Source organism: Methanolobus mangrovi (genome assembly GCF_031312535.1).
In the GTDB taxonomy this organism is placed as follows: Archaea; Halobacteriota; Methanosarcinia; order Methanosarcinales; family Methanosarcinaceae; genus Methanolobus; species Methanolobus mangrovi.
Window position 1 is genome coordinate 1,285,966 of the sequence record NZ_CP133594.1, and the last position, 21,975, is coordinate 1,307,940.

General features: G+C 41.5%; 19 protein-coding genes. 12 read left to right on the top strand and 7 right to left on the bottom strand.

The window, feature by feature from the left end; all coding sequences use genetic code 11:
* Nucleotides 1-568: 568 nt before the first annotated feature.
* Nucleotides 569-886 (top strand): PLDc N-terminal domain-containing protein, encoded by a 318-nt coding sequence (locus RE476_RS06140; protein ID WP_309309511.1) that lies wholly within the window; start codon nt 569-571, stop codon nt 884-886.
* Between the two features lie 22 nt (nt 887-908).
* Here RE476_RS06140 and RE476_RS06145 read toward each other — a convergent pair whose 3' ends face one another.
* Nucleotides 909-1,511, bottom strand: a complete 603-nt coding sequence (locus RE476_RS06145; RefSeq protein ID WP_309309512.1) for a c-type cytochrome — start codon at nt 1,509-1,511, stop codon at nt 909-911.
* 362 nt (nt 1,512-1,873) lie between these two features.
* Between RE476_RS06145 and RE476_RS06150 the strand changes: the two genes are divergently transcribed.
* The 11 genes from RE476_RS06150 to mtaB all read left to right on the top strand — a co-directional run bounded on the left by RE476_RS06150 (nt 1,874) and on the right by mtaB (nt 14,034).
* Nucleotides 1,874-2,794: a mechanosensitive ion channel family protein gene (locus RE476_RS06150; RefSeq protein ID WP_309309513.1), complete on the top strand. Its 921-nt coding sequence runs from the start codon at nt 1,874-1,876 to the stop codon at nt 2,792-2,794.
* A 160-nt stretch (nt 2,795-2,954) separates the two neighbouring features.
* On the top strand, nt 2,955-4,094 hold the full coding sequence (locus RE476_RS06155; protein WP_309309514.1) for a pyridoxal phosphate-dependent aminotransferase: 1,140 nt from the start codon (nt 2,955-2,957) through the stop codon (nt 4,092-4,094).
* Nucleotides 4,095-4,231: 137 nt separating this feature from the next.
* Nucleotides 4,232-4,717: a metal-dependent transcriptional regulator gene (locus tag RE476_RS06160; protein WP_309309515.1), complete on the top strand. Its 486-nt coding sequence runs from the start codon at nt 4,232-4,234 to the stop codon at nt 4,715-4,717.
* 181 nt (nt 4,718-4,898) lie between these two features.
* Complete coding sequence (locus tag RE476_RS06165; RefSeq protein WP_309309516.1) at nt 4,899-5,141, top strand: FeoA family protein; 243 nt, start codon at nt 4,899-4,901, stop codon at nt 5,139-5,141.
* A 63-nt stretch (nt 5,142-5,204) separates the two neighbouring features.
* Nucleotides 5,205-7,202 carry a ferrous iron transport protein B gene (gene feoB / locus RE476_RS06170; RefSeq protein ID WP_309309517.1) on the top strand — a complete coding sequence of 666 codons (1,998 nt, stop codon included), beginning with the start codon at nt 5,205-5,207 and terminating at the stop codon, nt 7,200-7,202.
* On the top strand, nt 7,192-7,695 hold the full coding sequence (locus RE476_RS06175) for a hypothetical protein (protein ID WP_309309518.1): 504 nt from the start codon (nt 7,192-7,194) through the stop codon (nt 7,693-7,695). Before feoB ends, RE476_RS06175 begins: the two co-directional genes overlap by 11 nt.
* Nucleotides 7,692-7,967, top strand: coding sequence for a sigma-70 RNA polymerase sigma factor region 4 domain-containing protein (locus RE476_RS06180; RefSeq protein WP_309309519.1), 276 nt, complete (start codon nt 7,692-7,694; stop codon nt 7,965-7,967). Before RE476_RS06175 ends, RE476_RS06180 begins: the two co-directional genes overlap by 4 nt.
* 258 nt (nt 7,968-8,225) lie before the next feature.
* A complete protein-coding gene (locus RE476_RS06185; RefSeq protein WP_309309520.1) occupies nt 8,226-9,848 on the top strand; it encodes a methylamine methyltransferase corrinoid protein reductive activase in 1,623 nt (540 codons plus the stop codon).
* 42 nt (nt 9,849-9,890) lie between these two features.
* A complete protein-coding gene (locus RE476_RS06190; RefSeq protein WP_309309521.1) occupies nt 9,891-11,024 on the top strand; it encodes a GTP-binding protein in 1,134 nt (377 codons plus the stop codon).
* An 850-nt stretch (nt 11,025-11,874) separates the two neighbouring features.
* A complete protein-coding gene (mtaC, locus tag RE476_RS06195) occupies nt 11,875-12,636 on the top strand; it encodes a methanol--corrinoid protein MtaC (protein WP_309309522.1) in 762 nt (253 codons plus the stop codon).
* Nucleotides 12,637-12,648: 12 nt separating this feature from the next.
* Nucleotides 12,649-14,034 carry a methanol--corrinoid protein co-methyltransferase MtaB gene (gene mtaB, locus RE476_RS06200; RefSeq protein ID WP_309309523.1) on the top strand — a complete coding sequence of 462 codons (1,386 nt, stop codon included), beginning with the start codon at nt 12,649-12,651 and terminating at the stop codon, nt 14,032-14,034.
* Nucleotides 14,035-14,150: 116 nt separating this feature from the next.
* Here mtaB and RE476_RS06205 read toward each other — a convergent pair whose 3' ends face one another.
* The 6 genes from RE476_RS06205 to RE476_RS06230 all read right to left on the bottom strand — a co-directional run bounded on the left by RE476_RS06205 (nt 14,151) and on the right by RE476_RS06230 (nt 21,948).
* A complete protein-coding gene (locus tag RE476_RS06205) occupies nt 14,151-16,082 on the bottom strand; it encodes a hydantoinase/oxoprolinase family protein (RefSeq protein ID WP_309309524.1) in 1,932 nt (643 codons plus the stop codon).
* Nucleotides 16,083-16,309: 227 nt separating this feature from the next.
* Nucleotides 16,310-17,320 (bottom strand): methylcobamide:CoM methyltransferase MtaA, encoded by a 1,011-nt coding sequence (mtaA, locus tag RE476_RS06210; RefSeq protein ID WP_309309525.1) that lies wholly within the window; start codon nt 17,318-17,320, stop codon nt 16,310-16,312.
* 235 nt (nt 17,321-17,555) lie between these two features.
* Entirely contained in the window at nt 17,556-17,741 is a 186-nt protein-coding gene (locus RE476_RS06215; RefSeq protein WP_309309526.1) for an MM0924 family protein, read from the bottom strand.
* Nucleotides 17,742-17,845: 104 nt separating this feature from the next.
* A complete protein-coding gene (locus RE476_RS06220) occupies nt 17,846-20,677 on the bottom strand; it encodes a DEAD/DEAH box helicase (RefSeq protein WP_309309527.1) in 2,832 nt (943 codons plus the stop codon).
* A complete protein-coding gene (locus tag RE476_RS06225; protein ID WP_309309528.1) occupies nt 20,674-21,522 on the bottom strand; it encodes a metallophosphoesterase in 849 nt (282 codons plus the stop codon). The genes RE476_RS06220 and RE476_RS06225 overlap by 4 nt, the downstream gene beginning before the upstream one ends.
* Before the next feature lie 12 nt (nt 21,523-21,534).
* A complete protein-coding gene (locus tag RE476_RS06230; protein ID WP_309309529.1) occupies nt 21,535-21,948 on the bottom strand; it encodes a stage II sporulation protein M in 414 nt (137 codons plus the stop codon).
* Between the last annotated feature and the right edge of the window lie 27 nt (nt 21,949-21,975).

The following is a 21,975-nucleotide window of genomic DNA, read 5'->3' on the forward strand; positions in this document are numbered from 1 at the left end:
GATGAATTAAAAATTTCAAGACGGGACAATTCCAGATCGGAAATAATATTCTGTTCTGGGATCCTATCCACCAACTTTTTAAGCGAACCATGAATTGATTCATACTATAGCCTGAAGTCATCTTTTAATGGCTTTTATGGCATCATAAGAAATGCAGCTAATGGTGAATAGAATTAGTCAATTAGAATAATATCATCAGTGATATTTACAACTCAATTATAGATTTATTAATATATATCCCCCTTGTTTCGTGTGGAATGAAAAATCAAGTACCTTCGCCATATTCTCACCTTAGTGCTTGACTCTTTTAAATATATAACTATTTATTCAAATAAATGTGTACTTTTTGTCGTCAATGAGCACCGTTCAAAAATAATAAAATGTAACCGACTTGTGAATAAATTTTAATTAAATACTGCTAAATTTAATAAGAGGCAGATTCCATTAGAGCATACATTTGACTATAGCACTTTACTTGCTTAGCAATTCTGTATTTGCCATCAGGGTGCTGAAAATTGCAAATAAACACAGGACATAGATTGATAATCAAAAACAAGAGGAAACAAAGTTGAATGAAAAAGCATTAAAATGGATAATGGGTTGGATAACTTTGTGGATTATCATTTCAATAATAATTCCCGTTGCATTTCACCTTTCTCTTGGATTTTTAGGAATCATGGCCCTTGCAATCATCTTCTGGTTATCTATGCTAATTGACTGTCTACAAAGAAGTGAAGATAATTTTCCCCTGCCTGGACAGTATGAGAAACTTATCTGGTCACTTATTTTGATATTCCTCAATGCCATAGGTGCAATTCTGTATTTTAGTCTGGTTCTGCTAAATACTAATGGAAAAAAAACAGAAACACCTGAAAAAATGGCCTGAAACTCCAGGATATTCCTGAGTTTCACAGCACCTTCAGATATTCGACAATATCATCCAGATCCTCATCAGACATATGCCATCGGGGCATGGCAAGATCCAGCTCGTCTCCTGAAGGTTCAAGCCCATCTCTGATAGCAATCTTTATGGTTTCATCTGTATATGATTCGTGTTCCTCGCCCTCTTCCATTTCGTGTTCTTCGGAAGTCAGTGAATCATAGGTGATATCCGCAGGTATAGCATAAGCCATCATGATAGGAACGCCGCCTTTTCCACTTACGCCGTGGCAATTAACACAACTTCCGCCGTGGACGTAAAGCCAGTTCGGACCATATGAAATGGGTATTTTCTGTCCGCTTTCATTGTATCCGGTATAATAGATAGTCTCGCCGTTGGAGTCGAACTCATTCTTAAAATCCTCTACACCATAAGGATAAACGTAACCTGAACCCATCATTCCACCCTGGCTATAACCTGAACCCATCATACCGCCAGGCATATTGTAGTAGTCAGGACCATAGGTAGTATACCCTGATGTCGGATTATTCAACATATTGAGAACAATCACCAGAAGGATAATTACAACCAATCCCAGAAACGCAAAGAAGTATCTTTCAAATTTATCCATACGCAAACCTCCCTTATAATACTGGAAACGGAATGAATATAATACTTTGCATTAAAACCTAGAATGTAGTGTTGTGATTGCTATTGCAGGACTTGTAAGCCTGTAATAATCAGGCAAGCATCTTATTAACACACATTTTTGGTTCTTAGTTGAGTGGACACTAACTTGTTTTTTGTCATTTTTTTGTTCTAATACAAAATGAATAAGCATAATAAACGGATAAGATTATTATTAATTATTTATAGAAATCTGTCGAATTTAATTAAGGTATTTATAAATAGAATTAGAAAGAGAGATTTTAATGTAAAACGGGATTATAGCCGGAAACATTCCGGCACTTAAAAAATTAAGGGGGAATTAATATGGCCGCATCACCAATAATGGATAGTGTATACACTATGCTAGACAAGATGATAGCTTTTCTTCCGACGTTAGTAGCTGTGATAATACTGCTGATAGTCGGAATGATCGCAGGAAAGGCATTAGGAAAGATCGGATCAAAGATACTTGATAAGATAGGTCTTGATGACCTTATAGACAAGACATCAATAGGGAAAATGATAGAGAGAACACAGATCACAACCGTGGAATTCTTTGATGCTACGATCAGGTGGTTTGTCTACTTTATCTTCGCCGTGATAATCATAGACCTTCTCAATGTGCAGATAGTTGCAGATTTTATCACCAATATAATACTCTACATACCAATAATACTCTCCGCAGTAGTAGTACTTATAATCGGACTTTTGGTAGTTGATTTCCTTGCAAACCTGGTAAAGAACGTACTGATAGCTTCAGGACTTGACGAACGTATATCAAAAACAAGTTTAGGAAATGCCATGAGTGCAAGCGGTATGACATCTTCGGGACTCATTGCTGGCATTGTACAGGTATTCGGTTACCTGATATTTATCATGGCAGCACTGAACATCCTCAAGCTCAATATGATTGCAGGAGTGGTAGAAGCAATCCTTGCATACCTGCCAAATCTCTTTGCAGGAGTACTCATACTTCTGATAGGATTATTGACCATTGATCTGTTTGCAGATTATATCGGCAGCCTTCTTGAGAACATGGATGTCCAGGGCACCAATGTATGGATACCTGCACTCAGGGGATTCCTCGCATTCATTGTAATCCTTCTCGCACTGGATGCGCTGCTCATCGACACAAGCATCTTCTACATACTCATCGGTCCGCTTGCATGGGGAATAGCTGTTGTAGTAGCTTTCAAATGGGGCATCAAGGATGCAATTGTAGAATATGCAAAAGCAAGGAAGTGAAAAATAAATAAAAAGGAAATAGCCAACTTTGCTGAATATATAATATAGACTGCTGGCCTCCCTGAGCCAGCCTCTTTTTTATCATTGTTCCTTCGTTGAACAAAAATCTTTTATCATCCCGGCTCAATCAGAACTATAATCCTTACCGGCGATGAATAACATGTTATCTGAAAAAGTTGCAAACATTCCCCCATTCTACGTGATGGAAGTACTTGAAAGAGCACAACAGCTTGAAGAACAGGGCAGGAGCATCATCCACCTGGAAATTGGAGAGCCGGATTTTCCAACTGCCACCCACATTTGTGATGCCGCAAAAGCAGCCATGTGTGCCGGCAATACAAAATACACACACAGTCAGGGACTTGCAGAACTCAGACAGGCTATCGCTAAGAACTATAAGGACAAATTCAATGTTGATATCAGTCCTGAGCAGATAATAATATCATCTGGCACAAGCCCGGCTATGCTCTTGCTTTTCCTTGCGCTTATCAACCCGGAAGATGAAGTGATCATGTCCAATCCCCATTACGCCTGTTACCCTAATTTTGTGACAACTGTGGGAGGTGTTCCAAATTTCATTTACACCAATGAGGAAAACGGATTTATGTTACAAGCAAAGGAAGTTGCAGCTCACATAAACCCGAGAACAAAAGCTATACTCATCAATTCACCATCCAATCCAACTGGCCAGGTTCTGCCTGATGCAACGTTGAGAGAACTTGCAGAAGCTGCCGGAGAAGTGCCAATAATATCAGACGAGATATACCAGGGACTTGTCTACGAAGGTGAAGACCATACTATATTAGAGTATACCGAGAATGCATTCGTCCTTAACGGCTTCTCAAAACTCTACGCTATGACAGGATGGAGACTAGGCTACCTTATAGCACCCAAAGAACATGTCAGAACGCTGCAAAAGATCCAGCAAAACCTGTTCATCTCAACCAATGCTTTTGTCCAGTATGCAGGAATTGCTGCCCTTGAAGGACCACAGGAACAGATTATGGAGATGGTTGAAACATATAACAAAAGACGTGTTTACCTGATTGGAAGACTCAGAGATATTGGTTTTGAAATAAAGACTGAACCAAAAGGAGCATACTATGTCCTTGCCGATGCTCGCAAATTCGGAGAAGATTCCCTGGAACTGAGTAGAAAGATACTGGAAGATATTGGAGTTGCTATTGCACCGGGAATTGATTTTGGACAGGGTGCCGAAGGGCATTTACGATTTTCATATGCAAACAGCCTTGAGAATATAAAAGAAGGCATGGACAGGCTTGAAGTCTATCTAAAATAATTGATACCGCATCAGGATACCTGCAATCTTGTAAAGTAAATTAAACAGAACAGGAATAATACAGGTATATTTATATATAACCTGCATCTCATTGTTACAAACAAGAATAGGCAATCCAAAAAAAGGTAGTTTTTTACATGACAACTGAGAGAACTGAAGATTATCTGAAAGTGATTGAAAAGATCATTGAAAGGAAAGGCTATGCCCAGGTAAAGGACGTATCCAGGGAGCTTGAACTCAGTTCACCCAGTGTCACAGGGATGTTCAAGAAGCTCACGAAAATGGGATACATCAACTATGAGAAATATGGCGGTGTTACCCTTACCCCTGAAGGCGAAAGAATCGCAAAGTGTACCATGGAAAAGCACAGCGTCATCAGGGATTTTTTGCAAATCCTTGGTTTGGATGAGGAAATTGCAGACCATGATGCCTGTAAGATCGAGCATGTACTTGCCCCTGAAACTTTTGATATACTCACTAAATTCGTAGAGTTCATCAATATGAGGGAAGAGGAGCCATACTGGCTTGAACATTTTGCTCACTACCACGAAACCGGTGAATACATTAATTGTAAGCCCTCTGCCAAGGATACCTGCCCTATACACGGAAAACGAAAAGAATAGACAATCCCGTATTTTACTTGTTCACTATTCTGTAAAAGCTCTTTACTAGCTGCATAACACGCATAGCTGGAAGTCCATATGTATTTTTCATGTTTTGCACACAAAAACAAATTAGGTAATGCGAAATTACTAAATACCAAAAAATAGATTACTGCTATCATCAAAATGGACAGGTAATGACTTGCAGAATATCCAGGAAACAACACTCGACACACTTAAACCCGGAGAGAAAGCCAGGATTACGAAAGTAAGGGTTAAAGGGGCTGCAAGACGGAAACTCTTTGACATGGGAATGGTTGCAGGTGCTGATATTGAACTTATCAGAAATGCACCACTTGGAGACCCCATGGAATACAGGATAAAAGGTTATCACCTTTCTATCCGAAAAGAAGAAGCAAGAGACATATATATTAATAAACATTAGTTTGGAGCTTTTCTTTCAAACTTTTAATATTCTGGCGCATAACTATTTTCAGAGGATTACTCGATGGAAGGCAGGGACATAAAGATAGCACTTACAGGAAACCCCAATGTCGGTAAGACCACACTTTTTAATGCACTTACAGGCTCCAGGCAACACGTAGGTAACTGGCCTGGCGTTACCGTTGAGAAAAAAAGCGGCAGGGTATCATACAAAGAGTATAATATCGAAGTTATAGACCTGCCCGGCACATACAGCCTCACAGCATACTCGATGGATGAAATAGTTGCACGAGATTTTATAATAGAGGAAAAACCGGATATTGTCATTCAGGTCGTAGATGCATCTAACCTGGAAAGGAACCTTTACCTCACCACACAACTCATGGAACTTGGTTCGAAGATACTCATTGTTCTTAATATGTGTGACATTGCAGAGGACAGAGGAGACCGAATTTATATCGATAAAATGCAGGAGCTGCTCGCAACACCCGTAATAAGAACAGTTGCAACACAGAAAAAAGGTCTTTGTGATCTCCTGGACAAGGTCATCGAACAAAAAGAACTTGCCCAGCATCATGGACATGAAATCGGATATGGCAACGAAATCGAGCAAAAGATCCTTGAGATCGAGAAAGTGCTTATAGAAGACGAAAACCGTGACAAGAGATACCCTCTGCGATGGGTAAGTATACGCCTGCTTGAAGGTGATAATAATGTCAGGGGAAAAATAGCAAACAGTCCTGTATATGCCAAGACCATGGAAATTATCGATTCAATTGACCAGGAAGAGTATGAGGCTGAAATCGCTGACAAGCGATACCTTGCTATTAATACCGTATTTCCCCAGATGTGTACCCGGGCCAATGACACATTGACCAAATCCGACATGATCGATAGAGTACTTACCAATAAATACCTGGGAATCCCCATATTCCTTGCATTGATGTGGGGAGCTTTCGAACTTACATTCGCCTTCGCAACTCCTTTTATGGATATGATAGACTTTGCAGCCTCATGGTTTGGAGAGTACGTTTCATCAACCCTTCAGCCAGAATGGCTGGCATCCCTTGTAGGAGACGGAATAATCGGCGGTGTAGGAGCAGTACTCGTATTCGTACCGAATATATTCATTTTGTTCTTCCTGCTATCGTTACTGGAAGGAAGCGGTTACCTTGCAAGAGCTGCATTCATCATGGACAAGCTCATGTACAAAATCGGCATGCATGGCAAGTCATTCATACCCATGTTAATGGGATTCGGATGCAATGTACCTGCCATCATGGCTGCAAGAAGCATTGAGGACGAAAAGGACAGGCTCATTACAATACTTATAGTACCATTTGTTTCATGCGGAGCCAGACTACCTATATATGTACTATTTGCAGGTACTTTCTTTGGAAGACAGGCAGGAACGGTCATTTTTGGAATGTACATACTAGGAATAGTCATTGCCGTAATATCAGCCAAAATATTAAGGGAAACAATCGTTAAAGGAAAGCCGGCACCATTCATAATGGAGCTGCCACCATACCGCGTTCCAACCCTTAAGACCAGCCTCATACACATGTGGGACAACGGCTTCATGTATATAAAGAAAGCCGGCACTATTATATTAGTAGGTGTTGTTGTCATCTGGATACTGGCATCCTTCCCATGGGGTGTTGAATACGGAAGCGAGGGAAGTTATGTTGGTAGCCTGGGACATGCCATAGAACCCTTGCTGAAGCCTCTTGGTTTTGACTGGAAGATCTCAGTTGCACTTATATTTGGACTGGTTGCTAAAGAAATAGTTGTTGCATCTATCGGAGTGCTCTATGGCACAGGAGATAATTCAGAAGCCTTGAGTGAGAGATTGTTGGCAGACCCGGGAATCACAGCACTTAGTTCACTTTCGCTTATGGCTTTCAGTTTGTTATACATGCCCTGTGTGGCAACAGTCGGAGTTATCAAAAAGGAAACAGGTTCATGGAAATGGACAATATTTGCAATCATCTATGGAATTGCTGTTGCCTGGATAACAGCATTCATAATATATCAGGGAGGAAAACTGCTTGGATATTAATGGAGATAATGTAAACGATGAAATGGATACCAGAATACCAATGATCTTCTCCATTGTCGCTGGTTCCCTTTATTTCCTGTTAGGACTACTTCAATTGTCAGCAGGCTTCACTAAGATCCTAATCGGACCGGAGGTACAGGTCCCATTGACCGGACTGTTGTTCGTGCCTGCGGACATAATTGGCTCGTTCGTCCTGCTATTAATAGGAACTGTTTTCATTTACGGAGTTATGGAGATGCGTTCAGGAATCCCGGAAGGCATATCGTATGCTTACGTAGGCATCCTTATCGCACTAATTTTTGCAGTAATATATATGTTAGTAAGTACAGGGAATATGCTTGAGGCATATCTCCTAAAAAACGAAGAGTTTATAGGATGGACACCTGCCAGTGACCTGAGACCCGGAATATACCTGGCAGTTCTTCCATTATTCGCACTCATTAAATGGCAGAATATGTTTAAACCACCACAGGAGAAAGGACTGTTAAAATGATTAGAGAAACATTGAAACTCCTGTTCATTGATAACTGCACAATGCAGGAAGCAGCAGAAAATCTTGGAATTAACCAGAGTAGCATGAAAGACAGACTAATTATGCTGCAACATATGGGATATATCAGGGAACTCTGCAATAATGCCGGGCCAAAGACATCAGCATGTTGTTCATGTAGTGCTGCGGCACCCACCTGCACTACCGGAGCAGGAGGCTTTGAAGGAAAGGCATACCAGCTGACAGAAAAGGGCGAAAGGATATGCTGTAAGTGAATTTATGTAAAATGTACTGAGTATTTTACAATAAATCATAGCATCAAATTTGCATTTTACACTTCTTCTAATTAATATGAATCGTTAGCATGCACGGAATAATACAGAATAGTACTGTCAAATTACAGCGGTTTTGGAATGTACTTCAATTAGTTTAAATATGATACTACGAGACAAAAAAACACCGCAACATATATTTTTAAGTTAGAACACAGATATTACGTTATTAAAATTTAAAAAGATGTAAAAGGGATTCAAATGAAACTTGGAGTTGCAATAGATATAGGTACCAGTGGTATCAGAGCACAGAAAATAGACCTGGAAAGTGGCGATATCCAGAAGACCGTCATTACTCTTCGCAATCCCCTTCCGGGAGCTAATGTAATGGATCACCTGGATTTTGCCATCACTTACGGGTTGGACCTTGCTCAAGGCCTGCACGTCAATGCAGTTAAACATGTCATCGAAACGCTTGGCATTAAACCAGAAGAACTGGAGAGAATGGCCATTTGTGGAAACCCTATACAGCTATCCATCTTCCAGGGAATCCCAATAGATGACCTTGCATATGCAGGAGAAAGGAAGAAAGAAAAGCTGAACATAAAGGAATCTGATAGAAGTGCCAGGGTAATTGAATGTTCAGAGATCAAAGGACTTGAAGTATATCCAAATGCAAAACTAGTAGTTCCTCCAGCCATCAGACACGAAGTTGGTGCTGACGCACTTGCACTTATTATTAAATCAGGATTCCTGGACACAAAGGACACAGCAATCGCCACTGATTACGGAACAAACGCTGAGATGGCACTTATTCATGAAGGCACCATCTATACAGGTTCTGCAGCAGCAGGCCCTGCACTTGAAGGTCAGCAGATAAAATACGGAAATCTGGCATCACCTTTTGTTATATCAGATGTTGAGTTTGAGAATGGAAACATACGCAATTATGTACTTGACGAAGAGATGAACACTGTAAAGGCCCAGCTCATAAACCCAAACAACGGAGACATAATTGAAGAGGATTCCATTAAAGCAAAGGGAATTACCGGAACCGGAGTTATTGCTATCATTGAAGCAGGAATGAAGAACGGAATTATTCAGCTTCCAAAGATAAACACCCCCGATCATATACTATACTTGCAGAACAAGATCAAATTCTTCGAGAAAGATGTCGAAGCTGCAGGACTCGCAATGGGTGCTATCCGTGCAGGACACCTTGCACTGTGTAATGCAGCAGGAATAGAGGTGGCAGATGTCAAGAAAGCATACATGTCCGGTGCTGCTGGCACATACATGGATGCTGTAAAGGCACACAAGGTAGGTATGGTTCCATTCAATGTAGAGGAAGTCATACAGATAGGTAATACATCACTTATAGTTGCCAGAGAGATCCTCCTTTCTGAAGACAGACTATGGGAACTCCAGGAAATTGCTTCAAGGATTGTAAGCAACCATGTAATGTTTGCAACTGACCCGGCATTCAAGGAAGCATATATCCAGGAGATATCATACTGGACTGAAGGAATGCCTTTCAAAATGCTTAAAAAATTCCTTAAGAAGAAGGGCCTTCCACAGATAGACCTACCCGAAGGCACCACAAAGGTCACCAAAGTTGTGGAGAAAGATATACCCGTACTTGGTGATGAAGGACTTGAAGTGCTCGAACGTGTAGGTACATATCTGACAATGAAGGTCACATGCCCAGAATGTCCAAAATGTATTAAGGTCTGTCCGAATGATGCAATTACCATCGATGAAGAAGGTGTCGTAATGATCAGTTCCGACCTTTGTGATGGTGCAAACTGTAAGAGATGCATTAATGCATGTCCAAAAGATACATTTAAATGGGAAAACCTTACTGTGCTGGAACAATCAGCATAACCTCTTTTTTTTTTGGATTTTTTTTAAAAGAAGGTATCAGATATGAAAATACTCGTAGTCGGTGGATTTTTAGGTAGTGGAAAGACTTCCACCATCATAAGATTAGGAACAGAATTCAGTAAAGCTGGTCAGAAAGTTGCCATTATTGTGAATGAGATCGGCGAAGTGGGTATTGATGGAGATGTAATCTCAAAGTACGGCCTGGACATGACCGAACTTACAAGTGGCTGTATTTGCTGCTCACTGAAGGTTAATATGAAAGTTACATTGACCCTTCTGGAAAAAGATTACAAACCAGATATAGTACTCATTGAACCTACCGGAATAGCATTCCCACAGCTCATCAAGAATGAGATCAATTTGATGGACCTAAAGAACACTACCATACAGCCTCTTGTTACACTGATAGATGGTAGCAGGTTTAAACAATTAATGAAAGAAGCCAAGAATTTTGCTATGCGTCAGATCATCGATGCAGAGATATTATGCATCAATAAGATCGACCTGATAGAGAAGATACGAGTACCTATCATTGAGGCTTCCGTACAACAATTGAACCCAACTGCAAAGGTCATACTGCTTTCTGCATCCCTGGAAGATGAACACTGGCATGACTTTGTGAAACTGGCAATGGGCGATGAACCCACCCAACAGGAAATGCGCGAGTTAAAAACAACAAGTGCAGATACGAAAGAGATCGATGAGACCACAGGGGCACCGGTCCAGGAGAGTCTCGATTCCATTGAAGCATCAGGCATAGCCAGCTACGCTACAGAATATATGATAAATGACAGAATTACCGCAGACCTTGCACAAAACGTTGCTAAGGACATAATGGATGCCATCAAATCAAAAGTTATGGAACTAAGTCCGGAATTTGTGGGACATATCAAGTTGTTCATAGAATCTGAATCAAATACATTCAAGACGAACCTAACTGCTTACGACCAGGATGTGACAACCGAAGTTATTGATACTGTCACCGGAGACATGCCCCGACTCAAGGTACTCTCCGCAGTTTCAAGTATAGACCATGAAAAGCTTGTACACATAGTAAATGATACAATTTCAGAGAAGCTGAATGACAACATGATCAATTTCAGGCACAATAAGCCACATGGACATGAGCATAACCATGGGCACCCAAAGCCAATTAACCTAATCAATAACAATTGATTAAGATACAGCTTTACACAAATAAAGCCTGTACCTTCTTTTTTTCATTAATTTTTAACTAATAAAGGATGACTATTCCTTTTTTGATAGATCAAAAATAAGATAGTCCCATCACCAGGTGTGAGATATCTGTGCGATTATTAAACATTATATAAGTATATCGCATGAACAGCAGAAAACCATTATTTTTGTAGATTTTGTGCCATGCACAATGTAGACTTCGACTTTTGACGATACTTAAATCAAACGGTTAACAAATGATAAGAAAATAGATACGAATCTAAAAACAAGGAATGAAATGAAATAGTTAACTAAGTTAAATGACATTTATTAGCATCGGACCAAAATAATAGTGTGTGTTTAAAAAATATATTAATTGATAATTAAATATGCCAATAACAAGCAAACTTTAGTTACATGCCGAGAAACAAGGAAATCTGCCAGTCATATATAAAACTAACCCATACACCCAAAAATTCCAACCGCAGCGAGTAAATAAAAATAATAAGTCCCACACATACTGTCTAAAGATAATCATATCTAGAAGCCCTAATATACTACTAAAAATGAAAACAGGGAGTACTGTGCAAGAAAATGTACTATTTTTCTATTTGAATTATATTATAAATGCACTAAACCGATAGGTTTATATACATATTTTGTTTATGTAATTGTGTGGAAAGATGAAGTTAGTTAATGACTAAAGATCGTTAGCAAATTGTTGTGGAGACTTTTGCTACATCACTCAAAGTCATAAGCCAACTGATGCCCATCTACTGCTTTATCGCATACTTCGCTTGAATGTATGACAAGTAGTAGAGTCAATCTAGATCTAAGGAGGTAGAATTAGATGGATATAGACCCAAGTAAAATATTAGTAAGGTACAATGTTGCTAAAGAAAAAGCACAGTCACCAGAAGAGTTAGCAGCTGAGATGTTCCCAACTGCAGAACCAGCAAGGTCAATCTGTGCTGCAATCTTTGATGGAGAAGAAGACGACGTAATCGAAGGCCTTGAGAAGGCAATCGAGGGCGGAGCAGACCCAATAGCACTTATTGATGATGTGCTCATGGTCGGAATGAAGATCACAACAGACCTGTATGACCAGGGTGTAATCTTCCTGCCAAACGTTATGATGTCAGCAGATGCAATGCTCGAGGGTATCGAGTTCTGTAAAGAACAGGGCGGTTCATCACCAAAACCAAAAGGAAAGGTTGTCTGCCACGTAGCAGAAGGTGACGTACACGACATCGGTAAGACAATTGTAGCAGCACTCCTCAGAGCAGCTGGATATGAAGTAGTAGACCTTGGACGTGACGTACCTGTCGATGAAGTTATCGCAGCTGTAAAGAAGGAAAGCCCAATGATGCTTACCGGAACAGCATTGATGACAACAACAATGTATGCATTCAAAGAAGTCAATGACAGACTCCTCGAGTCTGGTATCAAGATACCATTCCAGTGTGGTGGCGGAGCAGTAAACCAGGACTTCGTAACCCAGTATGAACTCGGAGTATATGGAGAAGAAGCAGCAGATGCACCAAAGATGGCAGACGCAATCGTTGCCGGAAAAGGACTTGCACAACTGAAGGAAACCTTCCACAAACACTAAGGAGTGAGAGAAATGGTAAAAAGATACACATCAATGGCATACAAAGCTGCTGACGACATGATCTTCGGTAAGTCAGTTTACCCAGTCAAGGCAGAACTCGGTTTAGAAGTAGGAGCAGGATACGTAACAGCAGAAGTTAACTACGCTCCAAGACCTGAAGCAGGTGTTTCCAAAGAGAAACTCGTTTCAGAATACCGCAGGCTCACAACCGACATCATGGCAAGAGCTGTACAGGTCGGTTTCCCAGCAATTTCACTGGAAACAGAACACGTCGAGCAGATGACCAACAACCCATCATGGGGAGCAGAAGTCGCTCACGTACAGAAGACCATCATGGAAGAATACCATGAAGAATACGGAATAAAATGTGGTCTCAGGCACACACCTGGTGACATCCGTGAAGACCGTGACCTCCTTGCACTCATCGGCAAGAAGTATGACACCCTTATGGAGTCATTCGAACAGGTTGCAGACTCAGGAGCAGACTTCCTGTCCATCGAAACAATGGGCGGTAAGGAAATTCTCGACTACGCAATTCTCAGAAACGATATTCCAGGACTCGTATATGCAATTGGCTGCCTTGGTTCAATTGACATGACCATGATCTGGGAAGACATCAGAAAGATTGCAGACAAGAAGGGCAGAGTTGCAGCTGGTGACACTGACTGTTCACAGGCAAACACCGCTATGTTCATAGCAGGTGGTCTCCTTGACAAGAACCTTGCACACACCATTGCAATCATTGCAAGAGCAATCTCCGCACCAAGAACACTCGCTGGATATGAAGCAGGTGCTCAGGGTCCAGGAAAGGACTGTGGATACGAGAACACAATCGTAAAGTCCATCACCGGATGCCCAATCGCTCAGGAAGGAAAGACCTCAACCTGTGCACACTCTGACGTAATGGGTAACCTCGTCATGCAGTGCTGTGACCTCTGGTCAAACGAATCTGTAGAATACCACGCAGAATTCGGTGGTACCTCTGTACAGTGCTGGTCCGAGTCCCTTAACTACGATGCAGCAATGCTTAACGTAGCAACAGAGACAGGAAACGCAAAGATGCTTCGTGACATCCTCGTACTCTCTGACAAATACAGAGACCCACAGGGATATGTCCTTGCATACGACAACGCATACAAGGTAGGACAGGCAATCGTAAAGGACGGCGACGATCTTTACCTCCGTGCAAAGAACGCAGCAGTATCCTGTGTTGACATCCTCAACTCAGCAGACAGCAAGAAACTCGTCATGTCAAAGTTCGAGATCAATGCACTTAACAATGCAAAGGCAGCACTCGACGCAATGACCGACGAAGCTGACACATTCATGAGCGATTCTGTCGAGAAATACAAGGCAGAAGTTGCAGTGTTCAGACCAGACGCAAACTACAAGTTCTAAATCTAGAACTTGTTTCTTTTTTCTTTTTTTCTTCTCTTAAAAATAATATACCCATACTGTTAAGTATGCTGTTTTCCTATGCATTGCTAAAAAAGAAAGTGCAGTCAGAAAAAGGATTATAATACGAACTTTTTAGGATAACCTACACCTGAAATTGTAATTGTGGTTTCAAGAGGAGCGTGTTTCCAGCCCTCCGGTAAAAATGTTTTTGTTGTCATCTTGATATCAATATTATCCTTGCTTACACCACATTCACCCATATAATCAAGAACCATACTTTTTCCATGTTCATTTGCATAATCTACAGCTTCGCGATATTTCTCAAAATCAGATCTTCCAACTGGAGAAAATACCAGATAACCTTGCTCAGGATCTGCAACAGAAATTGGCCGTATTATTATCTCGATTCTTTTGATTCCTTTTCCAAAGAGAGCACCTGCAGCATTTCCAACTTCTGCATGCTCAGGAATAATTATTTGTGCATCAATTATGTTTTCTATATTCTTCCGATAAGCTGAAACCGGCCCTCCAAGCAAAACTACCGGAATATCCACCTTGAATCTGGCATTGAATTGCCCATCAACTATTTTCTTGATCCCGGATTTATCGACATCATTAAGAATATAAGACATTAGATTGAAAGCCATATTTCGGGCCACAATATCCTTTACATTATTACAGAATTCAAAGGCACCCATTTTATTAAGATTACTAAGCTTGGCAGCCCCTACTTTTGACGCTTCAACATCCCAGAAAGTATAATCACCAAGTACATGAAGAGCATCTGTTGGAGTAAAACCAATTGCTTGTACCAATCTTTTCTGAATTAGGGAGTCAATCATAACAGTAGAAGGATATCTTTTGGACAAACTGGCAATTTCATTCAGGCTCATTGGTTCATCACCAATTGCCTTGAACACTTCAGCTTCCGACTCATCAAGACCCATAGGTTCAAACCCTGACCTCATGAAAAATTTTGTTGGCTGGATGTTCCTATCAAGCACACTTCTCAAGGGAGCAACACTTTTCTTCAACTTTTCCAGGAATCCCGGATATTTGGAAGATGCAAGACAAAGAGGAATTACCCTTCTCGGGCCAATATGAATTTCTTTGGAAGACGTCCACACATGACTATCTCCACCCATTGCAGAAGTCTCCATCCTTGTTGCACGAACCTTGGTATTCCAACCACCCACAACAGCCCCTGTATCAGATAACTCCGGTACGCCATCAGTTATTGCTGAAACATCAGTACTTGTTCCACCAACATCCACCACTGCGCAGGTATTCTTTCCTGAAAGGAAAGATGCTCCTACAAGACTTGCAGCTGGCCCGGAAAAAATAGATTCTACAGGTTTATCCAAGGCATCCTTCAAACCTACAACAGTGCCATCACATTTTAGCATTAGTAATCTGGCATCTATATCTTTTCTTTTGATCTCATCCATGACAGAAAGGATGAACTTATGCGAAATGGGAAGTAACTGGGCATTCAAAGATGCAGTAACTGCCCTTTCATATGCACCTAGATCCTGGGACAGTTCATGACCGCATACAACCGGCAACCCAGTAAGCTCATGTATTACTCTTGTGATGGCTAGTTCATGTTCTGGATTTCGGATGCTGAAAAAAGAAGAAACTGCAAATGCAGCAACATCGTCTTTGAATTTTAAAGCAAATTTTCGGACTGCATCAATATCAGGTTTTTCAATTTCCTCCCCATTATAACTATGACCACCAGGAATTGAAAGCACATGTTTTGTGGGGAATTCACCTTTCATAGGATGCTCTCCCACAAGGATCAGAGCTACCGGACTTCCGGTACCTTCAAGCACTGTGTTTGTAGCAAGAGTCGTGGAAACAGATACAAGAGTTACATTTTTAAGATAAACAGGATCAAGTCCATCAATAGCATTTCTAATACCTGCCACAAGATCAGGATATGTTGTAAGTGATTTGCTCGAACCCACCACAGAAGCATCTGAATCCCTTACCAGAATAGCATCTGTATACGTACCGCCAGCATCAATTCCCAGACTATAGTGCATAATAGACCTCCATTTTAAAATTAAAAATCCAAAGTTAAATTTGAAAAAAACAAACTAGTAGCGCAAATACCCTTTGGTTAATTAAAGATGAAACAGGTTATATTAAAAATTTATGTTAACACTGAATAATGAAAACGAAAGCAATAGAAGGGAAAATTAATAGAATTAAATCAAAAAAGAATGGAGACATGACCATAGTTGAACTATGGTATGTCTGTTTAGAAAATTTATGCGTAGTATTCGTCTCTTGCTTCGACCATTGCCTTAAGGTTTGCAACTGGAGTGTCAGGTGCAATTCCACAGCCTGGTGCAAGTACGTCGATACCGTCTTCGAGAGCCTTTGTTGCAGCTGCCTTGACTGTTGCTGCATCGCCTGCGAGGAGAACAAAAGGACTTGAAACGTTACCACAGATTGTTACCTTTCCAGCAACCTTTGCCTTTGCGCCCTTAAGGTCCTTTACTTTCTCTTCAATGCTGATTGATGGGAAGTGGCAGTCTGCCATCATTTCAAGGATTGGGGAAACATCGCCACAAATGTGGAGAATCATTGGGCCCTTTACACCATCTGCGAATTTCTGAAGGAATGGCTTGAGCATCTTGTCAAATGTGTCTGGTGACATAAGGTCAGGTGAGGCTACTGGATCTGGTACACTGATAACGTCTACTCCTGCGTCGAAGAGTGCGTTTGCGTACTCGATACATGCATCACATGCGAAGTCAAGAATTGTGTTGAAGTCTTCTGGTGCCTTGATGGACCATTTCATGAACTTCTTTACACTTGCAAGGTCGGATGCGAGTGTTACTGGACCTTCCATACCTGCAATTATAGGTACTTCGTCTCCTACTTTCTCCCTGATGATCTTCATTGTTTCAAGTACAGCAGGAATTCTGCCTACACTAAGGAGATTCTCTGGCATTGCAAGATTGTCAACGCCCTTTGGGTATGGGTGGTCGGTAACTGAAGGCTGCCTGTTCTTTGTACCCATGTTGACTTCACAACCCATTGCTTCTGCAAGTACTGTGAGACAGTATGGAGCTCTTACACCCTCAAGACCGCATACTTCGTATGATGCGACTGCAAGGTCTGCCATCTTCTGTGAGTCGGTGTGTGCTTCTGGCCATGCTGCGCCTGTGAGGTCCATGAGCTCAACAATAGCGGACTGTGTTACAGTGCAAACAGGTACTTTGTCGACTTCTTCACCTTTTAATGCTTTGAGTAATCTTTCTTTCATGTTCATAATGAATCCTTCTCTGTTGAGTAGATTTAAGTCACCCTGATTTGAGTAACATCAGATATAAAACTATTGGATTGAAGCAGAGGGATGCAGAAAATGAAGAAAAAACACAATTAATAACCATGAACAAATAGACATACGTATGTAAGAAAAAAGATAAAAAAACTAAAATATTGAATTACAAAAAAATAAGTTACAGATAAAAAGCTATGTCAAACCATCAGATTTGGCCTATTAACTACTTTTTACCATCACCCCAGATCGCAATAATCTTATCAATGGATATATGCGTGTACATATCATCATCCTTGATTGTCAGGACCCCGTCTGCACATGCTTCAACAACTCCGTAGAACCTATCAGGACCGCCACAATAGATATCTATCTTCTTGTTCAGATAATGTTCAACTATGAATGATTGCATTTTTAGCCTCCCTTTTATAGATTAAAAACCTTTACCCACATAAAATTGGTACTTTTATTTATATTAACGTTATCTATCCATCCAGCCTTACAAATAAAAGCAATTCAGCTCCAGAATCTCTTATTCTTGGCATAGTTCCTTTCAGCAACCAGTATATCGCGATAAAAAGCCTCTTCGTCATGACGCATTTTTTGTATTACCCTGGTTGCCATTTCCGGTCCCACACCCCTGCTTGCAAGTGCAATTGCCGCCATCTTCCCATGAGTCATTACGATATTTGCGTTTCTGTAAACTCTTCTGATACGCTTTATGTCCTCTTTTGCGGTCACTTTTTCCTGCTTCCTCACAAGTTTGATCTCATCTTCCTCCCATGGCTTCAAAGCAGCCACAAGACCTGAATCACAAACAGGACAGATTATCTTATCAGGAACATTCTTTACCATTCTTCTGGATGTCCACTTCTTACAATGAACACAGAAAAGTATCACATTATCATTCATTATGCGCTCTTTCAAAGCCATAACAATTGACCTGTCCGCCTTTTCAGGAGCTACAAGATCGCGTTTCATGGAAAAACCGGAACTACCAATAGGCGTTGAATTGCTGACAACAACCTGAATATCGCCCGAAGATACCTTTGTGAGTATATCTGTAACCCTTTCCACATCAAGCATATTGTGAAATATCTCTCTTATGACCTCGTCATACATCGCAGTGTCACGATATATCTCAAGAAGTTTCTTCATGCTGATCCGGTCATAATCCAGATCCTTACTAAGAGCACCGAACTTCCTGGCAACATGAACCATCTTCCATTTCATCAATGATGTGTTCTTCAGGGTCATCTCAATAATAGGTTCGATATGCTCCGGCTGAATATCTCTTAAAAGAACCTCGATCTCCTTTGCCTTGATCCTGCGTGGAAGTGTCATCCGTATCCTGTAAGGATCTATCTCCTGTGCAACACTGCTTCCATACCTTGCAGCGAGAAGGGAAGTGAGGACTTTTGCCAATGTCTCGTTCGCGTTATGGCCAAGGCATGTGTTTATAAGAACAGCATCACCATCATTCTCTATAACGAACATATGCTGATCAGGCAACGGATAACCACCTTCAATATGCTCCCTCAGAATAGAAAGCAACTCCTCCAGACCTTCAGGCTCCATAGGATAAACAGAACATACCTCTTTTGCAATGTCCTCATCCTCCTTCCCTTCATGGATCATACCCGCTACTAAGGAACGAATGCTTGCAACTTCCTGAGCTACCTCAAATGGCACCGGAATTTCCTCGCCGACCCAGCTTGGTATCTCCCCCATACCCCTTACGGGTTCCACTTTAATCCGATCACGGTCACTGACCATTTCAATGACTCGCCACATATCACCCTTGGTGATAAAAACAGCTCCTGGAGTAGCAAAATTAATTACAAAAGCCTCGTCCAGAACACCAACTGGCCTGCCGGTGACAATATCGAATATCTCGTACTTCCTCTCATCAGGTATCATGGAGAGGTTCTCATAATAGTATTGCCAGCTTTTTTTTCTCCGGCTTATGCAATCCGAACCTTCTTCCTGCCAGACCATCCGATAATCCAATATCTGGCTGATAACCTTCCTGAGAACCTCTATCCTCAGGTCTTTGAAAGGATATGCACGTTTCAAAATATTGTATATTTTCTCTACCCTGACCTCTCCGAAATCAAGTACCATACCTGAAAGCTGATTGGCCACCACATCCAGGGAATTCATATGCGGAGATATAGACTCAACTTTTCCATTCTGAGCCAGTTTGCAGATAGCCATGCTCTCTGCAACGTCATCGGCATCCATGGCAATTATAGTACCTCGGGAAATCTCATGTATCCTGTGTCCGGCACGCCCTACACGTTGTAATAATCTGGAAACCTGCCTCGGAGAACCATACTGGACCACGTGATCGACATTACCGATATCAATACCAAGTTCCATTGATGAAGTGCATATAAGACCCCTGAGGTCTCCATTCTTGAACGATTCCTCAGCCTCGATGCGTGAATCCACCGAGAGGGAACCATGATGAACACCAATTGGAAGCTCCAGCATATTAAAGCCCGCTGCAAGGGCTTCAGCACTTTGCCTTGTGTTTACAAAAACAAGAGTAGATACATTATCCATAACTATATCCCTGACACAACGCAGATGTGCAGCGAACTGAACATCGCATGCCAGCTTCTTTGAAAGTACCACGTCATCTTCTGTGACCTGCGGACTTACAACATTGAAATCCAGAAGCTTTAGCATGGATACCGAAATAACGGAAACATCCCTCTCTGTTCCTGCCAGGAATTTCGCCACTTCTTCTGGATTGCCTACGGTTGCCGAAAGTCCTATTCTCTGGAACTCGCCTGAAAGTTCCACAAGCCTTTCAAGACCAACTGAAAGCTGGGTTCCTCTTTTGGATGATGCCATCTCATGTATCTCGTCCACAACAACATGAGTGACGGATTCCAGATTCTTCCGAAGGCGTGAGCCCGTAAACATTGCCTGCAAAGTCTCAGGAGTCGTTATTAAGAAATCAGGCGGCTTTCGTGATTGCTTCTGCCTTTCATACTGGGAAGTATCACCATGCCTTACCTGTACGTCAATTCCAAGCTCTTTTCCCCACCACTGGATACGCGAGAGCATATCGCGATTTAGAGCACGCAGCGGTGTGATGTAAAGAACAGATATTCCAGTTCTCTGTTCCTGTGTTTTAGCAAGTATAGCGTGGAATATGGGGAGAACTGCTGATTCAGTCTTACCGGAACCGGTAGGCGCAATGAGGAATGTGTGGTCACCTCTGAGTATATATGGAAATACCTTTTCCTGAGGTTCAGTGGGAGCCTTAAATCCCTGCTTTTCAAGGGCAGCCTGTATCCGCGGGTCAAATGAATCGAAAATATTACCAAAGCTCATTTTTTAGTTCCCTTGCATTTTCTTTTTGAAGGACGCATCCTGCTTTCTTCCATTTTTCTTATGTTCTTCAGTTTTCCGAGTTTGGTCCCGTCCAGAAGATAGGCTTCTGCATTGTCAATATCCACACCTTTTGATGAGAACAGAGGACCAAGCAGGTCATCATGCAGGGATTCATTGAAAGCCACACCACCACATAATTCATTGAACGATGGCACGATTATCAACTCCGGATCGTTCCAGCTACCATTTTCTTCCCGCAGGTCCATGCTTGTGAAATGCTCCCTCATGACCTGAAGGTTCAGATGTGTCTTTATCCAGCTTTGTTCTACCGTGGCATATCCCAGGGAGTCAGTGAAACGAATCGTTGGATGATTGTGAGCGGCAATAATGTATTTTGCTGAAAGCAGAGCCGGGTCCGGCCAGGTATGCCCGTGGAAATATCCCACGTCCTCTATTACAGAACCACGTACTGGATGCACGGTTATGTTCTTCCTTTCCGGTAACAGGTATTCGATGCCACCATCATGATTGCCGGGGAAGATATCCACCATTGCTTGGTCGGAAAGCACTGAAAGGAAATATGGGATCTCATCCCGCTCCTGCCATGATATCTGTGGAACATTATGCTTCACATCCCCAAGCAGGATTATCCGGTCAGGAGATACTTTTTCAATGTATCCGAGGATTCGTTCAAGACCGTGTTTCATACGACTTGGAATGGAAAAACCACTTCTGTAAAGGTCCCACTCGATTCCAAGGTGTACATCGGCAATTATCAATGCCTTTGTATCATTGCTCACTACAAGTGCAGGTTCATCAAAAACCGGGTCTATCTCGATTGTCATTGTTGATGCAAATTAACGGTTGTCTTTTTCAGCTATTTGATCCATCTTTTTTGACAGCTCAATGACAGCAGTTTTTAGTTCTTCGATATCACTTTCGATGTCCAGCACCTTGTTAAAAAGAGGACTCCTGTCATCCTTGATGGCCTGTTCCTGTGCAAATCGCTGTTTGCTCGGAAACACATACACATAGGTCAGCCACATGCCTATGAATGCAGCAATGAATAATGCTGCAAGGAAGAAGAGATAATGAGGAAAGAGTGTCCTCATGAAACTGTCCCCTGAACTATAGTACTGAAGCCTTGTTATCATCAGGAAATTCAGCAGGGAGAAAAGGAACATGGTCTCTCCCACGATTATCAGTAACCCGCCAACTTTTGTTGACATCTTTCGTTGCTTTGGTACTATCCGATCAACTATAGAACTCATTAAGGAAATATTGGACTCATGGGATAT